The organism is Chryseobacterium sp. YR221, assembly GCF_900176315.1.
Lineage (GTDB): Bacteria > Bacteroidota > Bacteroidia > Flavobacteriales > Weeksellaceae > Chryseobacterium > Chryseobacterium rhizosphaerae.
Window position 1 is genome coordinate 601,267 of sequence record NZ_FWXM01000001.1, and the last position, 17,416, is coordinate 618,682.

Annotated in this window: 18 protein-coding genes; 7 read left to right on the forward strand and 11 right to left on the reverse strand. The window is 35.5% G+C overall.

Annotation, left to right across the window (positions count from 1 at the left end; genetic code table 11):
• The first annotated feature begins 14 nt into the window (after window positions 1-14).
• Window positions 15-824, forward strand: a complete 810-nt coding sequence (locus tag B8967_RS02770; RefSeq protein ID WP_179140021.1) for an AraC family transcriptional regulator — start codon at window positions 15-17, stop codon at window positions 822-824.
• A gap of 44 nt (window positions 825-868) precedes the next feature.
• Here the strand turns inward: B8967_RS02770 and B8967_RS02775 are convergent, their stop codons facing one another.
• The 3 genes from B8967_RS02775 to B8967_RS02785 all read right to left on the reverse strand — a co-directional run bounded on the left by B8967_RS02775 (window position 869) and on the right by B8967_RS02785 (window position 3,064).
• Window positions 869-1,369, reverse strand: coding sequence for a CinA family protein (locus B8967_RS02775; RefSeq protein ID WP_047492693.1), 501 nt, complete (start codon window positions 1,367-1,369; stop codon window positions 869-871).
• Between the two features lie 188 nt (window positions 1,370-1,557).
• Entirely contained in the window at window positions 1,558-1,938 is a 381-nt protein-coding gene (locus tag B8967_RS02780; protein ID WP_047492689.1) for a hypothetical protein, read from the reverse strand.
• Window positions 1,939-2,179: 241 nt separating this feature from the next.
• Window positions 2,180-3,064: a DMT family transporter gene (locus tag B8967_RS02785; protein ID WP_115917928.1), complete on the reverse strand. Its 885-nt coding sequence runs from the start codon at window positions 3,062-3,064 to the stop codon at window positions 2,180-2,182.
• Window positions 3,065-3,161: 97 nt separating this feature from the next.
• Here B8967_RS02785 and B8967_RS02790 point away from each other — a divergent pair, with 97 nt between their 5' ends.
• Window positions 3,162-4,574, forward strand: a complete 1,413-nt coding sequence (locus B8967_RS02790) for an aminotransferase-like domain-containing protein (protein ID WP_084084289.1) — start codon at window positions 3,162-3,164, stop codon at window positions 4,572-4,574.
• A gap of 6 nt (window positions 4,575-4,580) precedes the next feature.
• On the opposite strand, the gene B8967_RS02795 is transcribed toward B8967_RS02790, so the two are convergent.
• From B8967_RS02795 to B8967_RS02815, 5 genes are all read right to left on the reverse strand, one after another.
• The gene (locus B8967_RS02795) at window positions 4,581-5,177 is read right to left on the reverse strand and encodes a Crp/Fnr family transcriptional regulator (protein ID WP_047492680.1); all 597 of its coding nucleotides are present in this window, start codon (window positions 5,175-5,177) and stop codon (window positions 4,581-4,583) included.
• A complete protein-coding gene (gene ytxJ / locus B8967_RS02800) occupies window positions 5,177-5,554 on the reverse strand; it encodes a bacillithiol system redox-active protein YtxJ (RefSeq protein ID WP_047492678.1) in 378 nt (125 codons plus the stop codon). The genes B8967_RS02795 and ytxJ overlap by 1 nt, the downstream gene beginning before the upstream one ends.
• Window positions 5,551-6,012, reverse strand: a complete 462-nt coding sequence (locus B8967_RS02805; protein WP_228406001.1) for a DUF1569 domain-containing protein — start codon at window positions 6,010-6,012, stop codon at window positions 5,551-5,553. The genes ytxJ and B8967_RS02805 overlap by 4 nt, the downstream gene beginning before the upstream one ends.
• Complete coding sequence (locus B8967_RS02810; protein WP_084084290.1) at window positions 6,006-6,542, reverse strand: YfiT family bacillithiol transferase; 537 nt, start codon at window positions 6,540-6,542, stop codon at window positions 6,006-6,008. Before B8967_RS02810 ends, B8967_RS02805 begins: the two co-directional genes overlap by 7 nt.
• 204 nt (window positions 6,543-6,746) lie before the next feature.
• Window positions 6,747-7,889: a DEAD/DEAH box helicase gene (locus tag B8967_RS02815; RefSeq protein ID WP_084084291.1), complete on the reverse strand. Its 1,143-nt coding sequence runs from the start codon at window positions 7,887-7,889 to the stop codon at window positions 6,747-6,749.
• Between the two features lie 211 nt (window positions 7,890-8,100).
• Here B8967_RS02815 and pncA point away from each other — a divergent pair, with 211 nt between their 5' ends.
• Window positions 8,101-8,706, forward strand: coding sequence for a bifunctional nicotinamidase/pyrazinamidase (gene pncA / locus B8967_RS02820; protein ID WP_047492667.1), 606 nt, complete (start codon window positions 8,101-8,103; stop codon window positions 8,704-8,706).
• Between the two features lie 139 nt (window positions 8,707-8,845).
• On the opposite strand, the gene B8967_RS02825 is transcribed toward pncA, so the two are convergent.
• The gene (locus tag B8967_RS02825; protein ID WP_115917932.1) at window positions 8,846-10,033 is read right to left on the reverse strand and encodes a pseudouridine synthase; all 1,188 of its coding nucleotides are present in this window, start codon (window positions 10,031-10,033) and stop codon (window positions 8,846-8,848) included.
• Between the two features lie 101 nt (window positions 10,034-10,134).
• Between B8967_RS02825 and aroB the strand changes: the two genes are divergently transcribed.
• The 4 genes from aroB to B8967_RS02845 all read left to right on the forward strand — a co-directional run bounded on the left by aroB (window position 10,135) and on the right by B8967_RS02845 (window position 14,641).
• A complete protein-coding gene (aroB, locus tag B8967_RS02830) occupies window positions 10,135-11,181 on the forward strand; it encodes a 3-dehydroquinate synthase (RefSeq protein ID WP_084084292.1) in 1,047 nt (348 codons plus the stop codon).
• 278 nt (window positions 11,182-11,459) lie between these two features.
• Window positions 11,460-12,107, forward strand: coding sequence for a porin family protein (locus tag B8967_RS02835; RefSeq protein WP_047492661.1), 648 nt, complete (start codon window positions 11,460-11,462; stop codon window positions 12,105-12,107).
• A gap of 281 nt (window positions 12,108-12,388) precedes the next feature.
• Window positions 12,389-12,979 carry a porin family protein gene (locus B8967_RS02840; RefSeq protein ID WP_047492659.1) on the forward strand — a complete coding sequence of 197 codons (591 nt, stop codon included), beginning with the start codon at window positions 12,389-12,391 and terminating at the stop codon, window positions 12,977-12,979.
• A 948-nt stretch (window positions 12,980-13,927) separates the two neighbouring features.
• Window positions 13,928-14,641, forward strand: coding sequence for a porin family protein (locus tag B8967_RS02845; protein WP_047492804.1), 714 nt, complete (start codon window positions 13,928-13,930; stop codon window positions 14,639-14,641).
• Between the two features lie 108 nt (window positions 14,642-14,749).
• On the opposite strand, the gene B8967_RS02850 is transcribed toward B8967_RS02845, so the two are convergent.
• Both B8967_RS02850 and purF read right to left on the reverse strand, forming a co-directional pair.
• On the reverse strand, window positions 14,750-15,697 hold the full coding sequence (locus B8967_RS02850) for a glycerophosphodiester phosphodiesterase family protein (protein ID WP_047492656.1): 948 nt from the start codon (window positions 15,695-15,697) through the stop codon (window positions 14,750-14,752).
• Window positions 15,698-15,838: 141 nt separating this feature from the next.
• Window positions 15,839-17,338, reverse strand: coding sequence for an amidophosphoribosyltransferase (gene purF, locus B8967_RS02855; RefSeq protein ID WP_047492654.1), 1,500 nt, complete (start codon window positions 17,336-17,338; stop codon window positions 15,839-15,841).
• Window positions 17,339-17,416 lie beyond the last annotated feature (78 nt).

Below are 17,416 nucleotides of genomic sequence, written 5' to 3' on the forward strand. Positions count from 1 at the left end.
TACAAAACGTCAATATGAAATGTGGACTGATTGAGAAAACAGAAAGCCAGTTTGTAGATACCATAGAAAAAGAAGCTTATGTATGGTGTGAAAAAAACTGGAAACACGACGAATATGAACATGTACATAACCGTGCCCAGCTTACATTCGTAGAGGAAGGCTACCAGTATTTTCATATTGACCAGAAAATCCATCTTGTTCCACAATATCATGTGATCTGGGTTCCTTCGGGAAAAGCACACAAAATAACTTCCGAAGCAAAGACGGTCAACCTGATGCTGTTTTTATTTAAATCTGTTTTTGATGATGAATTTTACCAGCATGTTCAGGTATTTGCTGTTCCGCCCGTTCTTAAAGAAATGCTTCTCTATGCCTCAAAATGGAACCAGTCGCTGGTGGAGAATGAAGAACAGGATATTTTCTTTAAAGCTATTTTAAAAAGCCTTCCCAATTTTTGCAGGGAGAGCAATGGACTGGAAATTCCCGTTCCTATGGATACAAGACTGATCCCCGTTTGTAACGATATCAACTCCAATTTTAAATACAATCTGGATATTGATGCTTTGGCAGAAAAAGCACAGATGTCGGTAAGAAGTTTACAGAGAATCTTTAAAAATGAAACAGGAATAACATTGCAGAAATACCTTCAGCTGACAAGGATTCTTAAAAGCATTGAACTTATAGATACCCGACAGTTTACGTTGAGTGAGGTAGCCTATAAAGTAGGTTATCAAAGTCTTTCCGCATTTACTACGTCTTACTTTACGGTAATGAAAGTAAAACCGAAACTGAATAAAAATTCAAAAAGTGAGGAGCAAAGATGAGTCTATCATCAACACCGATAATTAAATTTTTCCAATTCGGTGCTTTATTTTAAAATTAAGATTCTGTTCAGCTCACTTTTAAAACATCCTAAAATGAATTCTGTATAGTATAACTGAGCGTTCAGAGCCTGGGTTTTGGGATGCAGTTCAAGTTTTTTAGTAAGGATTATCTCTCCTTTATAAGAAAATGAGAAATAAGCAAAGATTCTATAGGCAGAACTTCGGATGGGTGTAGAATAGCCTGTAGTAGCAATAGACCAATCGGATTCATATAATTTGGCAACCTTTAAAGCCATCGTTTCGGCAATATTTTCCGAAACGCAGTCACAGTCTTCTGCTTCCTGTTGGTTTACTTTTAATAATCTCACTTTTTCAGGTAAGGTATAAGTAGTCATCCCCCCTTTATAAAACAGGGAAGCACTGGGCATCTGTGAGAAAGCCAACTGAAGACATCCTGATGTAACGCTTTCAGCCACCGAAATGGTTTCACCAATAGTCATCAGAGATTGACTTATATATTCAAGAAGATTCTGTTGAAATTCCATAGTACTGTATTTTAAATGATTGGGTTAAAAAAAATTGAATATCAGAAGAAGAAACACAATAAAAAGCTGCCGAATAAAACTGCAGCTTTAAAAATGTAAACAATACTTAAATGTGATGTGAAGGATATTTTTACTTATGATGGTATACATCTTTTCACTTCCAGATCTCAGGGCTTTCTTGCTTTCCTTTATACTTTATGATCAGTCTCCAGTATAGCAAGCAGTTTGTTGATACACTCCTCTTCTTTTAAGACTTTATAGTAAGCCGTTTTAGCATACAAGGTAAAAGAAGGTGACTCTATTCTTATCTCAGCATCTCCTTCTCTTTTATCCATGATGCTTTGAGTATGAAACTCACGGATATGAAGGATATATTCTTCTATATAATGGTCTATAACTTTCTTGAAAATGTCACATTTTGCATTGTTCTTTACCTTCTCCAGCGACTTGATGAGAAAAGCAGTAACTCCATAGGAATTGATTATCCGCGGAAATAGGGATTCATTCTCTATGGCATTATTCTTATCATTCAATCCGGAATGCTGTAAAGTCTCATTTTCAAATATCATATTCAAACAGGGTTATTAGACATCTTGTTATTATTCAAATGTACTTCTATATAACTCACATTTTTATGATTTGAGTCATATACTTAGAATATCATATAGTATTCCCTTCCTTTTTAATTGATTATCAACTTTAATTACAAAAAAAACTTAAAAGTAGTAAGTAAGTAGATTTTAAATAAAAAAAAATAGATACCTTTTCAGTATCTATCCTATTCAAGAGAGTTGGTGCAGATATCACTTGCTATTTCGCAAATTTCTTAGTCCCGGCAACACATAAAATTACCCCTATTGTAACTCCCAGCATTCCTATACTTACCTGCTCATGAAGAAGCCAGGCAGCCAATGCCAGGCCAAAGAATGGCTGAAGCAGCTGTAGCTGACCTACTGTTGCAATACCTCCCTGTGCCAGGCCTTTATACCAAAATATAAAGCCGATAAACATGCTGAAAAGAGAAATATAAGCCAGACCAAACCATCCCTGAAAACTCACATTCTGAATATCCTCAGGAAAATAAATAAAAAATAAAGGAATCATAATTGGCAATGCCAGCACCAAAGCCCAGGAAATCACCTGCCAGCCCCCTAAAGTTTTGGAAAGTTTAGCACCTTCAGCGTAGCCCATACCACATAAAATAACCGCAAGAAGCATCAGAATATCACCAATGGGAGAAGCCGATATTCCTTGTGAAACTGCATATCCAATTACGAGCAAGCTTCCTACAATGGAAAACAGCCAAAATACAGGATGAGGCCTTTCACCACCACGCAAAACTCCAAAGATTGCTGTAGCCAAGGGAAGCATTCCAAGAAATACAATAGAGTGTGCCGAAGTAAGATATTGAAGAGCCAATGCAGAAAGAAGCGGAAAGCCTACCACGCAGCCAAGGGAAACCAAAAGTAATGGCACCAGATCTTTCTTAACAGGACGTTTTTCTTTACCAAGCCATAATACAATAAGAGCTAGTACTCCTGCTACCGCTGCACGAACAATCGTTACAAAAGTAGGACTCATTTCCATCACCGCTAATTTTGTTGCTGGTAATCCACCACTAAATAGCACTACGCCAATAAAACCATTAATCCAGCCGCTTATATTTTCATCTTTTGATAATTGTTTTGTCATCATTTTATTCAAACTTTTAATTAATGGTTCAAAATTAGAAAGGTAAATTCAATAAACACAGTCTCAGTTTTGTATATTTGCATGAACACAGTTTAAGAAAATGAGCAGAGAATTTTTATATACAGAAATAGCAGACGGTATCGCCAATCAAATCAGAAATGGTGTTTTAAAGGCTGGAGACAAGCTTCCGTCCGTAAGAATGCTATGCAGTGAACATCAGGTAAGCATGAATACTGCGAAAAGGGTTTTCCTGGAACTTGAATCTCAGTCACTGGTTGAATCAAAACCTCAATCCGGTTATTTTGTAAGCCAGCTCCTATCTGTAAAACTCCCGTTGCCTGAAGTAAGCCGTCCTTCTCTAATGGCAAATAATGATGAACCGGATGAGCTGATCAGTAAAGTATATGAAAATATGGGACGGAAAGATCTTACTTTCTTTTCTATCGGTATTCCCTCCGGAGGCCTCCTTCCTCAGGCAAAGCTTAAAAAGGAAATTATCAATGCAACACGGGAATTAAAAGACGGAGGAACAGAATATGAAGAACTTCAGGGAAATCTTAAACTCAGAAGGATGATTGCGATACGCTCTTTACAATGGGGCGGAAACCTTAATGAAAAAGATCTTATCACCACTAACGGGGGAATGAATGCCTTATCCTTCTGTCTTATGGCCTTGGGAAAACCCGGAGACACTATTGCCATTGAAAGCCCTTGTTATCCGGGGATTTTACAGCTGGCCAACGGATTGGGATTAAAAGTACTGGAACTTCCCACCCATCCTACGACAGGAATAGAAATTGAAGCCCTAAAAAAACTTATTCCAAAGATTGATCTGTGTCTGTTAATTCCCAACTTTAACTCTCCTCTTGGAAGCTGTATGCCTGATGAAAATAAAAAAGAAGTCGTACGAATTCTTTCTGAAAATGATATTCCTCTCATTGAAGATGATGTCTATGGAGATCTTTATTTTGGAGCTTCCCGCCCCAAATGCTGTAAATCTTTTGATAAAGATGGAAGTGTTCTTTACTGTAGCTCAATATCCAAAACATTAGCTCCAGGCTATCGTGTGGGATGGATTGCTCCCGGAAAATATAAAGATAAAATACTCAAACTTAAACTCCTGCACTCTACTTCTTCTATTTCTATTGTCAATGAAGCGGTAGCCAATTTCCTGAAGTCGGGAAGATATGAGAAACATTTGCAACAGCTCCGCAAAACACTGCAGACTAATTACCAGAACTATGTGCAAACCATTGCAGAATCTTTCCCTGAAGGCACCAAAACAAGCCGTCCACAGGGAGGATTGTCTCTGTGGGTAGAATTTGATAAGAATATCCGAACTACAGAACTTTATGATCTCGCGATTAAGCAGAACATAAGTATTGCTCCCGGCAGGATGTTTACCTTTCAGGAGCAGTTTGAAAACTGTATGAGACTTTGTATAGGACTTCCATGGTCGGAAGAAACCCAGGCAAAACTCAGACAGATCGGAACTCTTGCAAAAAAGATTTAATACTTGTTATTTATTATCCGGAACGAAATTTTTTCTCGCCAGTTCTTTTCTTACACGGCTTAAACTCTCGGGAGTAATCCCCAGATAAGAGGCAATCATCCATTGAGGAACTCTCAGCAGCAGATCAGGATACATTTTGATAAATTTCATGTATCTTTCTTCTGCTGTTTCACCCAGTAAAGAATTGATCCTGTTCTGTAAACTCCGGATATGCTTCTGCAGCAAAAAATCACTTCGTTCAATACTGTTCGGAAATTGCTCTACCAGTTTATTGAAGAAATCAGGATGGAGAAACAGCACTTCGGAATCTTCCACTGCTTCTATGTAATAATTGGATTTCTCATTAAAGTATAAACTGCTTCGGTCAGAGATCAGCCAGCTTTCAGGGGCAAACTGAATAATATGTTCCTTTCCGTTTTTATCAATGGAATACATCTTAATAAGCCCTTTTTCTACAAAGAATATATGCCTGCATATTTCACCATACTGAAGCAGAAACTGATTCTTAGGAATTTTCTTTGCTTCATAATGCAGGCTGCAGGTGTTCACATTTTGAATAGGAACATTTAATACTTTGGCTAAATAATTATTAATATTCTTCATTATATAATCTGGCTTAAAGAAATATCCTCGTGCGAAGCACTTTTAACAGATTTTCCGTTCTCTATAATGATTAATTGTGGGCTTTCATGTCTTACTTCAAGAATCTCAGCAATTTTATTTGAAAGAGCCCTGTAAGCTAGCAGATCCAGGTAGTATAATTCTACTTTCGGATCTGAATTTTCAACTTCTTTTTCAAAATTCCTTAAAACAGTCCTGCTGATAAAGCAGCCTGTTGAATGTTTAAATACAGCTATTTTATGGTGGAAAGAACTCTCAATGGCTTTCGCTAGATCTTCTTCAGATTCTATCTTTTTCCAGAAAGATTTTTGATCAGGGGTCTCGCTTTTTCCTCCAAATATTTTATCAAAAAAACTCATACATTAAATTGTTTTAAATGATGATCAAGATGTTTATATTCTAAAAATTTCCAGTCTTTTTCAGTCATGTTTCCAAATAGTCTGTGATGGTCCGGCAGCTCTTTATGTATACAGGCCTTCCGGAACTCCTCCAGCGTTTTCAGTAGATTGGTTTTTGATTCATCAAAATCACACTCAAAATTAACGATTAGTTTTTGAAAAGTAGGCATGTTTCTGGGAATTCCATTATTGAAAACATACATTTCTATTTTCGTGACGATCCCAATTACCCTGAAAAAAGGATTAATACGCGGAAGCTCAACCCTTTTTAACGCAACCTGAAGAACGAGATCACAATGTCTGAACATTTGACACACGTTCATCTTTCCCCATTTTCCCTGGGAATTTTCAGATAATTTGGAAATCCGGTCTATAATTTCCTCGAAATAAATGGGATTATTAAAGCTTTTTTTTACCAACCTTTTTCTTTCTTCAGATTTTCGATATGGGCAAAATGATGGTCACAATGCCATGCATATAAAGCAAGACTACTTCTCAGGTCGTAATTCCGATGGTGCTCCGGATGATGAAAAGTTCTCTCAAACTGTTTATTGGTAAGACTTTTAAGAAGAACAACCCATCTTTGGTGAGTTCCTTTCAATATTCTCATCGCCGGTTTTACAGGCATATGAAAGCTGTCCTGAAGCTCAGCCCATTGAGCCTCATCATAAGGTTTAATAGTTGGGTTATCTTCTGTAAGCGCCAGTTTAAACCGAATAAAACTATTCATATGACTGTCTGAAAGATGATTCACAAGCTGTCTTACCGTCCACCCTCCTTCTCTGTACGGAGTATCCAGCTGATCGTCCGTAAAGTGTTCAATGAGGCTTTTCAGTCTCCCGGGAAAATCTTTAATCACCTTGATATACGTATCCAAAGTCGTGTCACAAATATTTTCCGGAACTTCAAACTGTCCTATTGGAAATTTTTTGTTCTCTAAATCACTCATTGCTCATAGTTTTAATTTTTAATATGGCCTATTTGTCCGACAATTCGGTTTTGGACAAATTTTTAGGTTTGTAAATGTATCAAAATTCGAGAAATCTATATATGAAAAAAGCGTTAATTGTACTTATTCCAAAAGATATCTTCACTGAATAAAAAAAAGCTCCAATTCTATAAAATTGAAGCTCTGTTTATTGTAATGAAGGTATTAATAGCCATGCAGATCAATACCCTCTGTTCTTTGTAAGGTCACTTTTTTGCCCATTTTCTTCTGAATTACCCGGAAATGCTGCAGTTCATCATCCGTCAGAATAGAAATAGCAGTACCTTTTTCGTTGGCACGGCCAGTCCTACCGATACGGTGGATATAGTCTAAAGGCGAACGCGGCAATTCATAATTGATCACATAAGGAAGAGACTCGATATGAATCCCACGACCAATTAAGTCCGTAGCCACTAAAATCTGAGCTCCGTTTACTTTAAATTCCTCTAAGTTGTTTCTACGGGCACCTTGTGACTTCTGGCTGTGAATAGCCACTGCTTTAATTTTATTCTTTTTAAGTTTCTCCACCAAATTATCGGCAGATCTTGTAGAGGAAACAAAGATCAAAGCTTTTTCCACTTTCTTTTCTTTGATCAGATATCGTAAGAAAGGCCCTTTATTTTCCGGAGAAACATGATATGCCAGCTGTTCAATATGATCAATTTCAACTTCCTCTTTTTTTATTTCAATAATAGTAGGATTAATGGATAAACGTTCTTTCATTTCAGAAACTTTATCATTTAAAGTTGCTGAAAACAAAATCGTCTGTTTTACCACAGGCATTAAACCGAAAAGCTTATTCATTTCTTCCCCAAAGCCCAGCTGAAACATTTTGTCCGCTTCATCAATTACCAAATGCTGAATACCTGAAATACTCAATGCATTATGATCAATTAAGTCTAATAAACGTCCCGGAGTAGCGATCAGTACTTCCACTCCAAACATTCCCTTCATCTGTGGATTGATAGAAACACCACCATAAACAGCCATTGTACGGATTTCCCGCTTCAGGTTTTCTGTAAAAGCTCTGAACACTTCATCAATCTGAATAGCTAATTCACGCGTAGGAACCAATATGAGAACCTGAACATTACGGTCTTTTTTAACTTCTGCATTCTGCAATTTTTCTAAAATAGGCATTACAAAACAAGCTGTTTTCCCGGAACCTGTCTGTGCAATTCCCATCAGATCTTTACCTTGCAGGATAACAGGAACAGCCTGCTCCTGAATAGGAAATGGTTTTAAATACCCCAGTTTGTTAACAGAACGAATAATATTGTGTGATAATCCTAAAGACTCAAATGACATAAAAATACTTATTTACTGCAAAGATAAGCTATTGAAATTTGGTTTACCCTTCGAAACAGAATACCTGTAGACAAAGTTTAATTATTTTAAATGCTGCCCTTCATTCTATCAGTTTTAAAAAATATTTTGCCGATTTGTCCGATAATTCTATTTTGGACAAATTTTTGCCTGTTAGTTTTGTAAATTTATCAAAAATTCGAGAAATCTAAATATGAAAAAAGCGCTAATAATAGTCGATGTACAGAATGATTTTTGTGAAGGCGGATCACTTGCAGTACCTGGATCTGGAGAGATCATTCCTTATATCAACCTTTTGATGGAGGAAAATGAATATGACCAGATTGTTTTGACGCAGGATTGGCATCCTGTAGGCCATAAAAGTTTTGCAAGCAGCAATAATAGAAAAGTTGGTGAAAGCATTATTTTAAATAGTGTTCCCCAGTTTATGTGGCCGGATCACTGTATCCAGGGAACTTTCGGAGCAGAATTCCATAAAGATCTGAACAGAGACAAGGTAACTCATATCATACAGAAAGGAAAAAATATTGAAATAGATAGCTATAGCGGTTTTCAGGACAACAACCATTTTATGAAAACCGGATTGGATGATTTCTTGAAATATCACGATATTCAATTGGTAGAAATCGTTGGCCTGGCAATGGACTATTGTGTGAAATTCACTTGTCTGGATGCTGTTGCCAATGGATATGTTACCTGCTTACATTTTAACGGAACCCGTGCTGTAAATGTAAAACCTGATAATGGCAGAGATGCTATCTATGAAATGATTGAGAAAGGGGTAACCGTCCTGGGATAGTTCTGGATCAAGCTTAGACAAAAACATAAAAAAACGCACAGAATAAACTTCTATGCGTTTTTTTATGCAGTACTTAAAATTACAATTTAAAAACGAATAAAGCATGAACCAAAGTCCACAGCTCATTATTCATCATTGTTTAAAGCATTTTAAGGTTATTTACTTCCTGTTCTGTAAGAATTCTCCAGTGTCCTCTCTTGATATTCTTTTTCGTTAATCCTGCAAACATTACTCTGTCCAGAGCCTCTACTTCATATCCTAATCTTTGGAATATTCTTCTGATGACACGGTTCCATCCAATATGGATTTCAATTCCGATTTCATTTTTCGGCTTACCTTCAATATATGAAATTTGGTCCACAACGGCGATCCCTTCATCAAGACGGATCCCTTCTGCAATAAGACGTAAATCTTCACCTGTTAATTTCTTATCAAGTGTTACATGATAAATCTTTTTAGCATCAAAAGATGGATGCGTCAATTTTTTAGTCATGTGTCCGTCATTGGTCAACAAAATAACCCCTGTTGTAGAACGGTCCAGTCTTCCAACCGGGAAAACTCTGTAAGGAGATGCATTAGCAACAAGATCCATTACCGTTTTTCTGGCTTTATCATCTTTCGTTGTAGAAATATATCCTTTAGGCTTATTCAAAAGTACATATACAGGCTTTTCAGGAGTAATGTTCTGTCCGTCAAAAACTACTCTGTCGGTTTTTTCTACCTGATATCCCATTTCTGTTACCACCTTACCGTTCACTTCCACCAATCCTTGTGTGATCAGTTCATCAGCTTCTCTTCTGCTGCATATTCCGGAGTTGGCAATATACTTATTAAGACGGATGCTGTCTTTATGAACGTCTTTTTCAATTTTATTCAGTCTTCTCTTCTGTACAAAAGATCTTGCTTTGTCTTCATTTCTGTCATCACCACTGGATGGTCTTCTACCATACTTTAAACTGCCTCTTTCATACTTATCTCTTGCATCAAAACTTCTGCTTCCTCTTTTAGGGGCAGATTTTCCAAAAGATTTTCTTTCGAAGCTCTCACTTTTATTAGTAATGTAAGGTTTTTTCTCAGATTTTGAGCTACCCTCAGCCCCTGAGCCTTCAAAGCTTTCTGTATTTTTATTGAAAGGTTTTTTATCAAATTTTGAATTGGACCCTTTATGTTCCGGACCTCTCTTGTCTCCATCTTTAGAGAAAGATTTCTTGAAAGGTTTTGATCCTGAGGAATTTCCAGATCTAGAAGCACGAGAATCATCAGAGCTTTTTCGTGTTGAAACTCTTGGTCTTTTTGGTCTGTCTGAATTATTGTTATCTCTGCTCATTCTAAAAATTTCTGCAAAGATAGTAATTTAGTTACGAGTTAAAAATTAAGAATCATAACTTTGCAATATAGTTTACTTTTTAACTTTACAAAAATTTGAAGATGATAACAATATTAAATGACGATTTCTCTCAGTTAAATGAATTTCTGCATGAAAAATCTTTCAGTAAAATTTTTATTTTAGTGGATGAGAACACTCATGAATACTGTCTTCCCATTCTCTTAGGAAATATGGAAACAGATCTGGGATTTGAAATTCTGGAAATTGAGGCGGGTGAAGAAATGAAAAATATTCAGACCGCTAATCAACTTTGGGAAATTCTTACGGAGATGCAGGCGGATAGAAAAGCATTGGTCATTAATCTTGGTGGTGGTGTGATTACCGATATGGGGGGATTTGTAGCATCTACTTATAAAAGAGGAATACAGTTTATTAATATCCCTACTACCCTTTTATCTATGTGTGATGCTTCTATTGGAGGGAAAACAGGTATTGATCTGATGCATTATAAAAATATGGTAGGTACTTTTGCTTTCCCGGAACAGATTTTTATTTTCCCGAAATTTTTAGAAACATTACCGTTCAAAGAATTAAGAAGCGGATTTGCAGAAATGCTGAAACATGGACTGATTGCTGATAAAGCCCATTGGGAACAACTGATTCAGATTCATAAACTTGATGTAGAAACGGTAATTCCGCATATCCAGACTTCAATGAATATCAAGCAGGATGTGGTAGAGAAAGATTTTCACGAAAAAAATATCAGGAAAACCCTGAATTTTGGTCATACAATAGGTCATGCTGTTGAAAGTCTGTGCCTGCAACAGAAAAACCCTATCCTTCATGGAGAAGCGGTAGCTATGGGAATGATTTGTGAATCCCGTTTAGCTTATCTTGAAAATCTGATTTCTGAAGAAGATTCCCAGGCTATTATTGAAAATATCCAGAGATACTATCCTTATTTAGATATCAGTGATTTTAAAGATGAAGATATTACTGCATTATTAATGAATGATAAAAAGAATACGAATAGTAAAATCAATTTCTCGCTCATTTCCGAAATCGGAGCATGCAATTATGACTATCAATGCAGTCAGAAAAACATCCTTGACTCCTTACATTTTTACAGAAAATTGAATGATGCATAAGCATTTTTCGCTCATTTTCATAAAATACCCCCTTTTTTTGAGTTCATTTTTTAATAAAAACCACTCATTCAAACAAATGTTTATTTAATTTTTTAAACAATTGAAAATCAGACATATAAATTTAAAAACCGCTTATTAAACAAGCGGTTTTTTTATTGATTTTAGGGGTAAAAAATATTTTTGGCAAGCAATTTGAAAGATACTCTGCGTTCAACTGAAAATGTTGACAGTAGTAAAATTTAAAATTAAGAAAGAGTAAATATTAAAAAATTAAAGTTATGAAAAAGTTAGTTTTAGGATTAGCAGTAACTGCAAGTACATTAGCGTTCGCACAACAGCAACCGACTACCAGTACAAATCCGGTAACATTCGGGGTAAAAGGTGGAATGAACGTATCATCGCTTTCTAATGGAGCAGATTTAAGTGATTCAAAATCCAAAATCGGTTTTAATGCAGGTGTTTTTGCTAATATTCCGTTAGCAAGTTCATTCAGTGTACAACCGGAGGTTATATATAATGATTTAGGTTCAAAAGTAACAAGAGAGTTTTCAGCAGGAGGAAATACCTTCAGAAATGAGTATTCGAGAAATTTAGGATATGTTGCAGTACCTGTAATGTTCCAATATAATGCAACTCCTGAATTTTTCCTTGAAGCAGGTCCTGAATTCGGATTCTTAGTAAGTGCTAAGGATAAATTTAAAAATTCAACCAACAATAACAGCAACACTCAGGTAGCTACCCTTAATAAAGATGACTTCCAAACATTTAATTTTGGAATTGGTATCGGAGCAGGTTATTATTTTACCCCTAACTTAGGACTTACAGCGAGATATACAGCAGGTCTTACAGATATTTATAAAAACAACTCTGGAGATGCTGTTAAAAACAATGTATTCCAGGTAGGATTAGCTTATAAATTTAAATAATTCATAAGTAGTTTCACATTCAACAAATTTTGTATCAATAAAAAGGTCAGATTAATTATAATCTGACCTTTTTTATATTTAAATTCTAAAGTTTTGTTAAAAAAAATTTAACCTAGTTACGTTATAGATTAAAAAAATATTATTTGCGTAAAAAAATATTGAAAAAATATCCTATATATCTATGATGATCATTAATTGAGTAATGTTTTTAATTCTTTGGCACGCCATTTGATAATAAACAAAATGTTAAACAAAACTTAAAAACTATTAAATAAATACTTATGAAAAAGATTCTTTTAGGCCTAGCCCTTGTTGCAGGTACATTTACTTTCGCTCAGAAAACTTCTACTAATACTTCTGCTTCTTCACCGGTTAGATTCGGTTTAAAAGCTGGTCTTAATGTTTCTAGCTTATCTAACGGTGGTTGGAATTCAAAAGCAGGATTTTATGGTGGTGTATTTGCCAACATTCCAGTAGCACAAGACTTCTCTGTACAGCCGGAGGTTTTATACAGTGGAATGGGAGCAAAAGCTAAATCAAACAGTGATGTGAAATTTAACTTAGATTATATCGCAGTACCGGTAATGTTCCAGTACAATGCTCTACCTAACCTATACTTAGAAGCAGGTCCTCAATTCAGTTTCTTGGTAAGTTCAAAACTAAAAGACAATTCAAATTCTTTAGATGTTAAAGATGGAACTAAATCTTTTGACTTTGGATTAGGTCTTGGAGCAGGTTATTATTTTACGCCAAACATCGGAGTGAACGTAAGATATGTTGCTGGATTATCTGATGTAGCAAAAGACAGACCTAGCGGTTCTGACTCTGTGAAAAACGGAGCGTTCCAGGTAGGATTAGCTTATAAATTCTAATATAAGCCCTAGCATAGCTAACAAATTTTTATATTCAATAAAAAAGTCAGGTTATTTATTTAGCCTGACTTTTTATTTTCAGTATTTTTTGGCAAGGAATTTGCAAATAGACTTAGTACTTGTACCATTATAATGTTTCTGAATTATAATTTTATTTCATTTGAAAAATACGTTTTCAGCCTAATAATCAAATTCCATATTATTTAAGGATCAACTCTAAAAACAGTATTGAACAAATTTTTCAGAAATACGTTTCTGTACACTCATTAGTAATACATTTTGATTTCAATAGAAAAGGTCGGATTTTATTTTAAGTCTGACCTTTTCACTTTTATATGAGTCTCATATCATACCTTATGAGTGCATACAGCCTCTTATTATACATCAGGATTCATTTCAATTAATCAATCCTTCGCAGCCTATCCTATCAGGCTTCTAATTTCACTTTTCCTGTATGCACATAAACACTAATAGCACACATATTTCTCCCGCGAATACCACCAATACAAACTGCATTAATGGTGTCAGCTGTGAAAATATTAATGTTATTTGTGATTAAAAAATAGCTAAATACACCCATTCTCTTATACCAATGCAAGGATGCTCTCTGTATTTTAGTATTGTAGAGCTGCTCTTTTATTCCGGTCTGCAGAAGGTATTTTCAGCATCAGGCATAAGTACGTATGACATAAGCATAAAATCCACTACCCCATTTGACATAATAAAACAGTATTTATATTAAAAGGACATTTTTTATGTGAAAGAATTTTAACTTAAAATTTATCACAAATATCTAATTTACATTGAAATATTTCACATAAAGAAGGATATAAATGTTGTTTTTTAAGTATGAAAACATCCCGCATCTATTTGCTAATCAGGGTTTGAGGAGTTTGGCAAGCATTTTGCAAAATAATGAAGCAAATAGTAAAATTAAAAAATAAAATTATGAAGAAGTTATTTTTAGGACTGGCATTAACAGCCGGGACATTGGCTTTTGCTCAAGAAACACAACCCGTAAATACTGTAAGCACAACCTCTCCACTTAAAACAGACGTTCAGCCTATTAGATTTGGTATCAAAGCAGGTGGAAACTCAGCGTATTTAAGCCAACAAAGTTTTGGTATCAACAGCCAAAAATTAGGATTCCACGCAGGTGCTTTCGTTAATATTCCAATCTCTAAGCAATTCAGCTTCCAACCGGAGGTATTGTACAACCAAATGGGGGCAAGAGATGTAGCTTATTCAACAGAGAGTACTGTAGGATCAACAACTATTAAAACGAAGGGACAGGATAAACTAACAATGAATTATATTTCAGTTCCATTAATGGTTCAAATGAGACCAATGGATAAGTTTTATATTGAAGCTGGGCCAGAATTCAGTTATTTCATCGATGGAAAAACCAAAGGAGAATCTACAGTGTCAAGTACTACAGGAGGTATCACTACTACTAAAACAGAGAGTCATTCTGAGGATTTAAATAAAGATAATATCAACAAATTCAATTTTGGTTTAGGTCTTGGTCTAGGATATGATATTACTTCTAATATCGGTATCAACGCAAGATATGTAAACAGCTTGACTAAAATTGATAAAAGCAGACCGGCTGCTGAAAACAACAACAGAGTTTTCCAGTTAGGGGTGAACTATAAATTTTAATTAAAAAACAACCAATTTTTTAACTCCCAGATGCAGTTTTATGCATTGTAAAAATGGCCGGAATTTTTTCCGGCCATTTCTATTTCTTATATAAACAAAAGGAAGCGCCTATTCAAATATTCGTGGATCATCACTGATCACGCCGTCTATTCCCATACCCTTAAGCTCCTTTAGTCTTTCTTTGGTATTAACAGTCCATGGGATTACTTTCATGCCCAGTGCATGACATTCTTTGACTAATTCAGCAGTGACAAGACTCTGATCCGGGCTGTAAATGGTAGGGGTAAAACTTAAAAACTTCATATCTCCAGCTACACCACTCAAATGATTAGGATATAGTCTGAATTTTTCTACAGGTATATTTTTGAAATAATACCTTTGCTGTTCCAGCTTTTTATCATCCACTTTTTCTACCAGTAAAGCAGTCATTATTTTAGGATATTCCTTATGAAGGATTTCCAGTGTTCGGGGATCAAAAGACTGGATAATAACCCTATCCTGGATGTTTTTTTCTACAATAATCTTCATCATCAGATCTACAAATTCTTTTGGTTCCGGATGAAAGATATGATCTGAGAAAGGGCGTGTTTTAGTTTCTATATTGTAAAAGGGCAAAGGTCTTTTCAGCTCACGGGCATAGCTTTCACATGCATCTATAACCTCTGAGAAAAGAGGTTTCTGAGCCTTCATTTTCTTCTGATCAGGATAATTGTTCAGTTTTTTCAAGCCTATATCAAATGTTTGAATCTTTGCATAAGGCATCTCATAAATTTTATAATAAAAGCCGGAGTCTTTCGGTATATAGGTTCCATCAGGTTTTGTAACCAATTCAGGAGAAAGAAAAGCATCATGGGAAAGAATTACTTTTTTATCCTTTGTGATGGCCAAATCCATTTCCAGCGTGGTAACATTCATTTGTAAAGCATTTTTCATGGCCGGGATGGTATTTTCCGGAAATAGTGATTTCCCTCCACGGTGCGCCTGATTATCAAAAGACTGGGCGCAATACAGCTGAGCCATTGCTAAAAAAAAACCTGTAAAAAACGTGCTTTTCATATCTTCAAATTTTAATCTAACAAAATTAAAACTTGCCTATAAAGAATATGATACAGGAACATTAAGCTTTTGCTACATTTATATCAATAAAAAGGGTCAGGTAAACGATACCTGACCCTTCTATTTTTATTGTCAATACAATTAATTGAATAATTCTACCTCCTCTCCTTTTCCTACCGGATATTCTTCTGTAAAACATCCAAAGCAGTGGTTAGAAGATCCTAAAATTTCTTTCAGATTTTCGGTACTTAAAAACTCTAAAGAATCTACTCCTAAATAATTTTTAAGTTCTTCCGTAGTCATATTAGCAGAAATTAAATCATCCTTTGAAGGGGTATCAATTCCTAAATAACATGGTGCAATAATAGGAGGAGAAACACTTCTGAAATGAATCTCTTTTACACCTGCATCTTTCAGAATTTTAACCAACCTTTTAGAGGTTGTCCCACGAACGATAGAGTCATCAATAATAACAACCCTTTTATCTTTAATTTCAGAAATAATCGGGTTTAGTTTCAGGTTAACCACTCTTTCTCTCATTTCCTGAGTAGGAACGATAAAACTTCTTCCAATATATCTGTTTTTGATCAATACAGGACGGAAAGGTATTCCTGAAGCCTTTGAGAACCCAATAGCGGCCGGTACTCCGGAATCCGGAACACCGATCACAATATCAGCATCTACAGGAGCCTGTTCCCAGATTTTCTCCCCGGATTTCTCTCTGATTTCGTAAACATTGATATTTTCTAACGTAGAATCGGGTCTCGCAAAATAAATATATTCAAAAGAACATATCCTTTGTTTTCCTTTAGCCTCATCCATCATATAAGAATGAAGTTTTCCAGGCTCATTTTCATTGGTATAGATAATTTCTCCCGGAAGAATATCACGAACATATTGAGCTCCCACTGCATCTAATGCTACAGATTCTGAAGCCACAACATAAGATCTCTCGTCAATAGCTCCTAAAACCAATGGACGGATACCGTTGAAATCTCTGAATGCAAAGAATTTATTTCTGGTCATCCCTACCACAGAATAGGCTCCTTTGATCTTCTCCATCGTAGCTTTTATTGCACCACGAAGTCCCAAATCAAGGTTTTTCTGGATCAGTCTCAAAATTACTTCAGAATCTGAAGTAGCTCTGAAAACCACCCCTTCAGCCTCCAGTTCATTTTTCAATTCTCTGGCATTGGTAAGGTTCCCGTTGTGTGCTATAGAAAGTATAATCTGGTCATATTCGTTTTTTGCGAAAAATGGCTGGAAATTATATTTCTTTTTATCTCCTGCTGTCGTATAACGGGTATGTCCGATTGCAGAATTTCCCATAAAAGCTTCAGGTTCCTGAATGTCTTTATAAACGTCCAAAACCAAGCCTTCATCCTTCATATTGGTAATCTTTCCATCTTTAAGAACGGAAATACCACAAGCTTCCTGGCCTCTGTGCTGTAAAGCAAAAAGCCCGAACTGTGAAAGAGAAAACGTATCCAGATCAGTATCTGAATACATTCCAAAGATACCGCACTCCTCATTGGGAGCATCCAGTCTTTCTTCTTCCTGTGTTCTGAAAAGATTTCTACCGTAGGTTTGGTCTTTAAACTGTTTTAAATATTCACTTTTATGAATGTCTAAACTTTTCATTTCTATTTTTTCTAATTGTAGATCTTAGAAGTCAGATTTCAGATTGTAGACTAAAAGCTAACTTCAGTGTTGATTTTG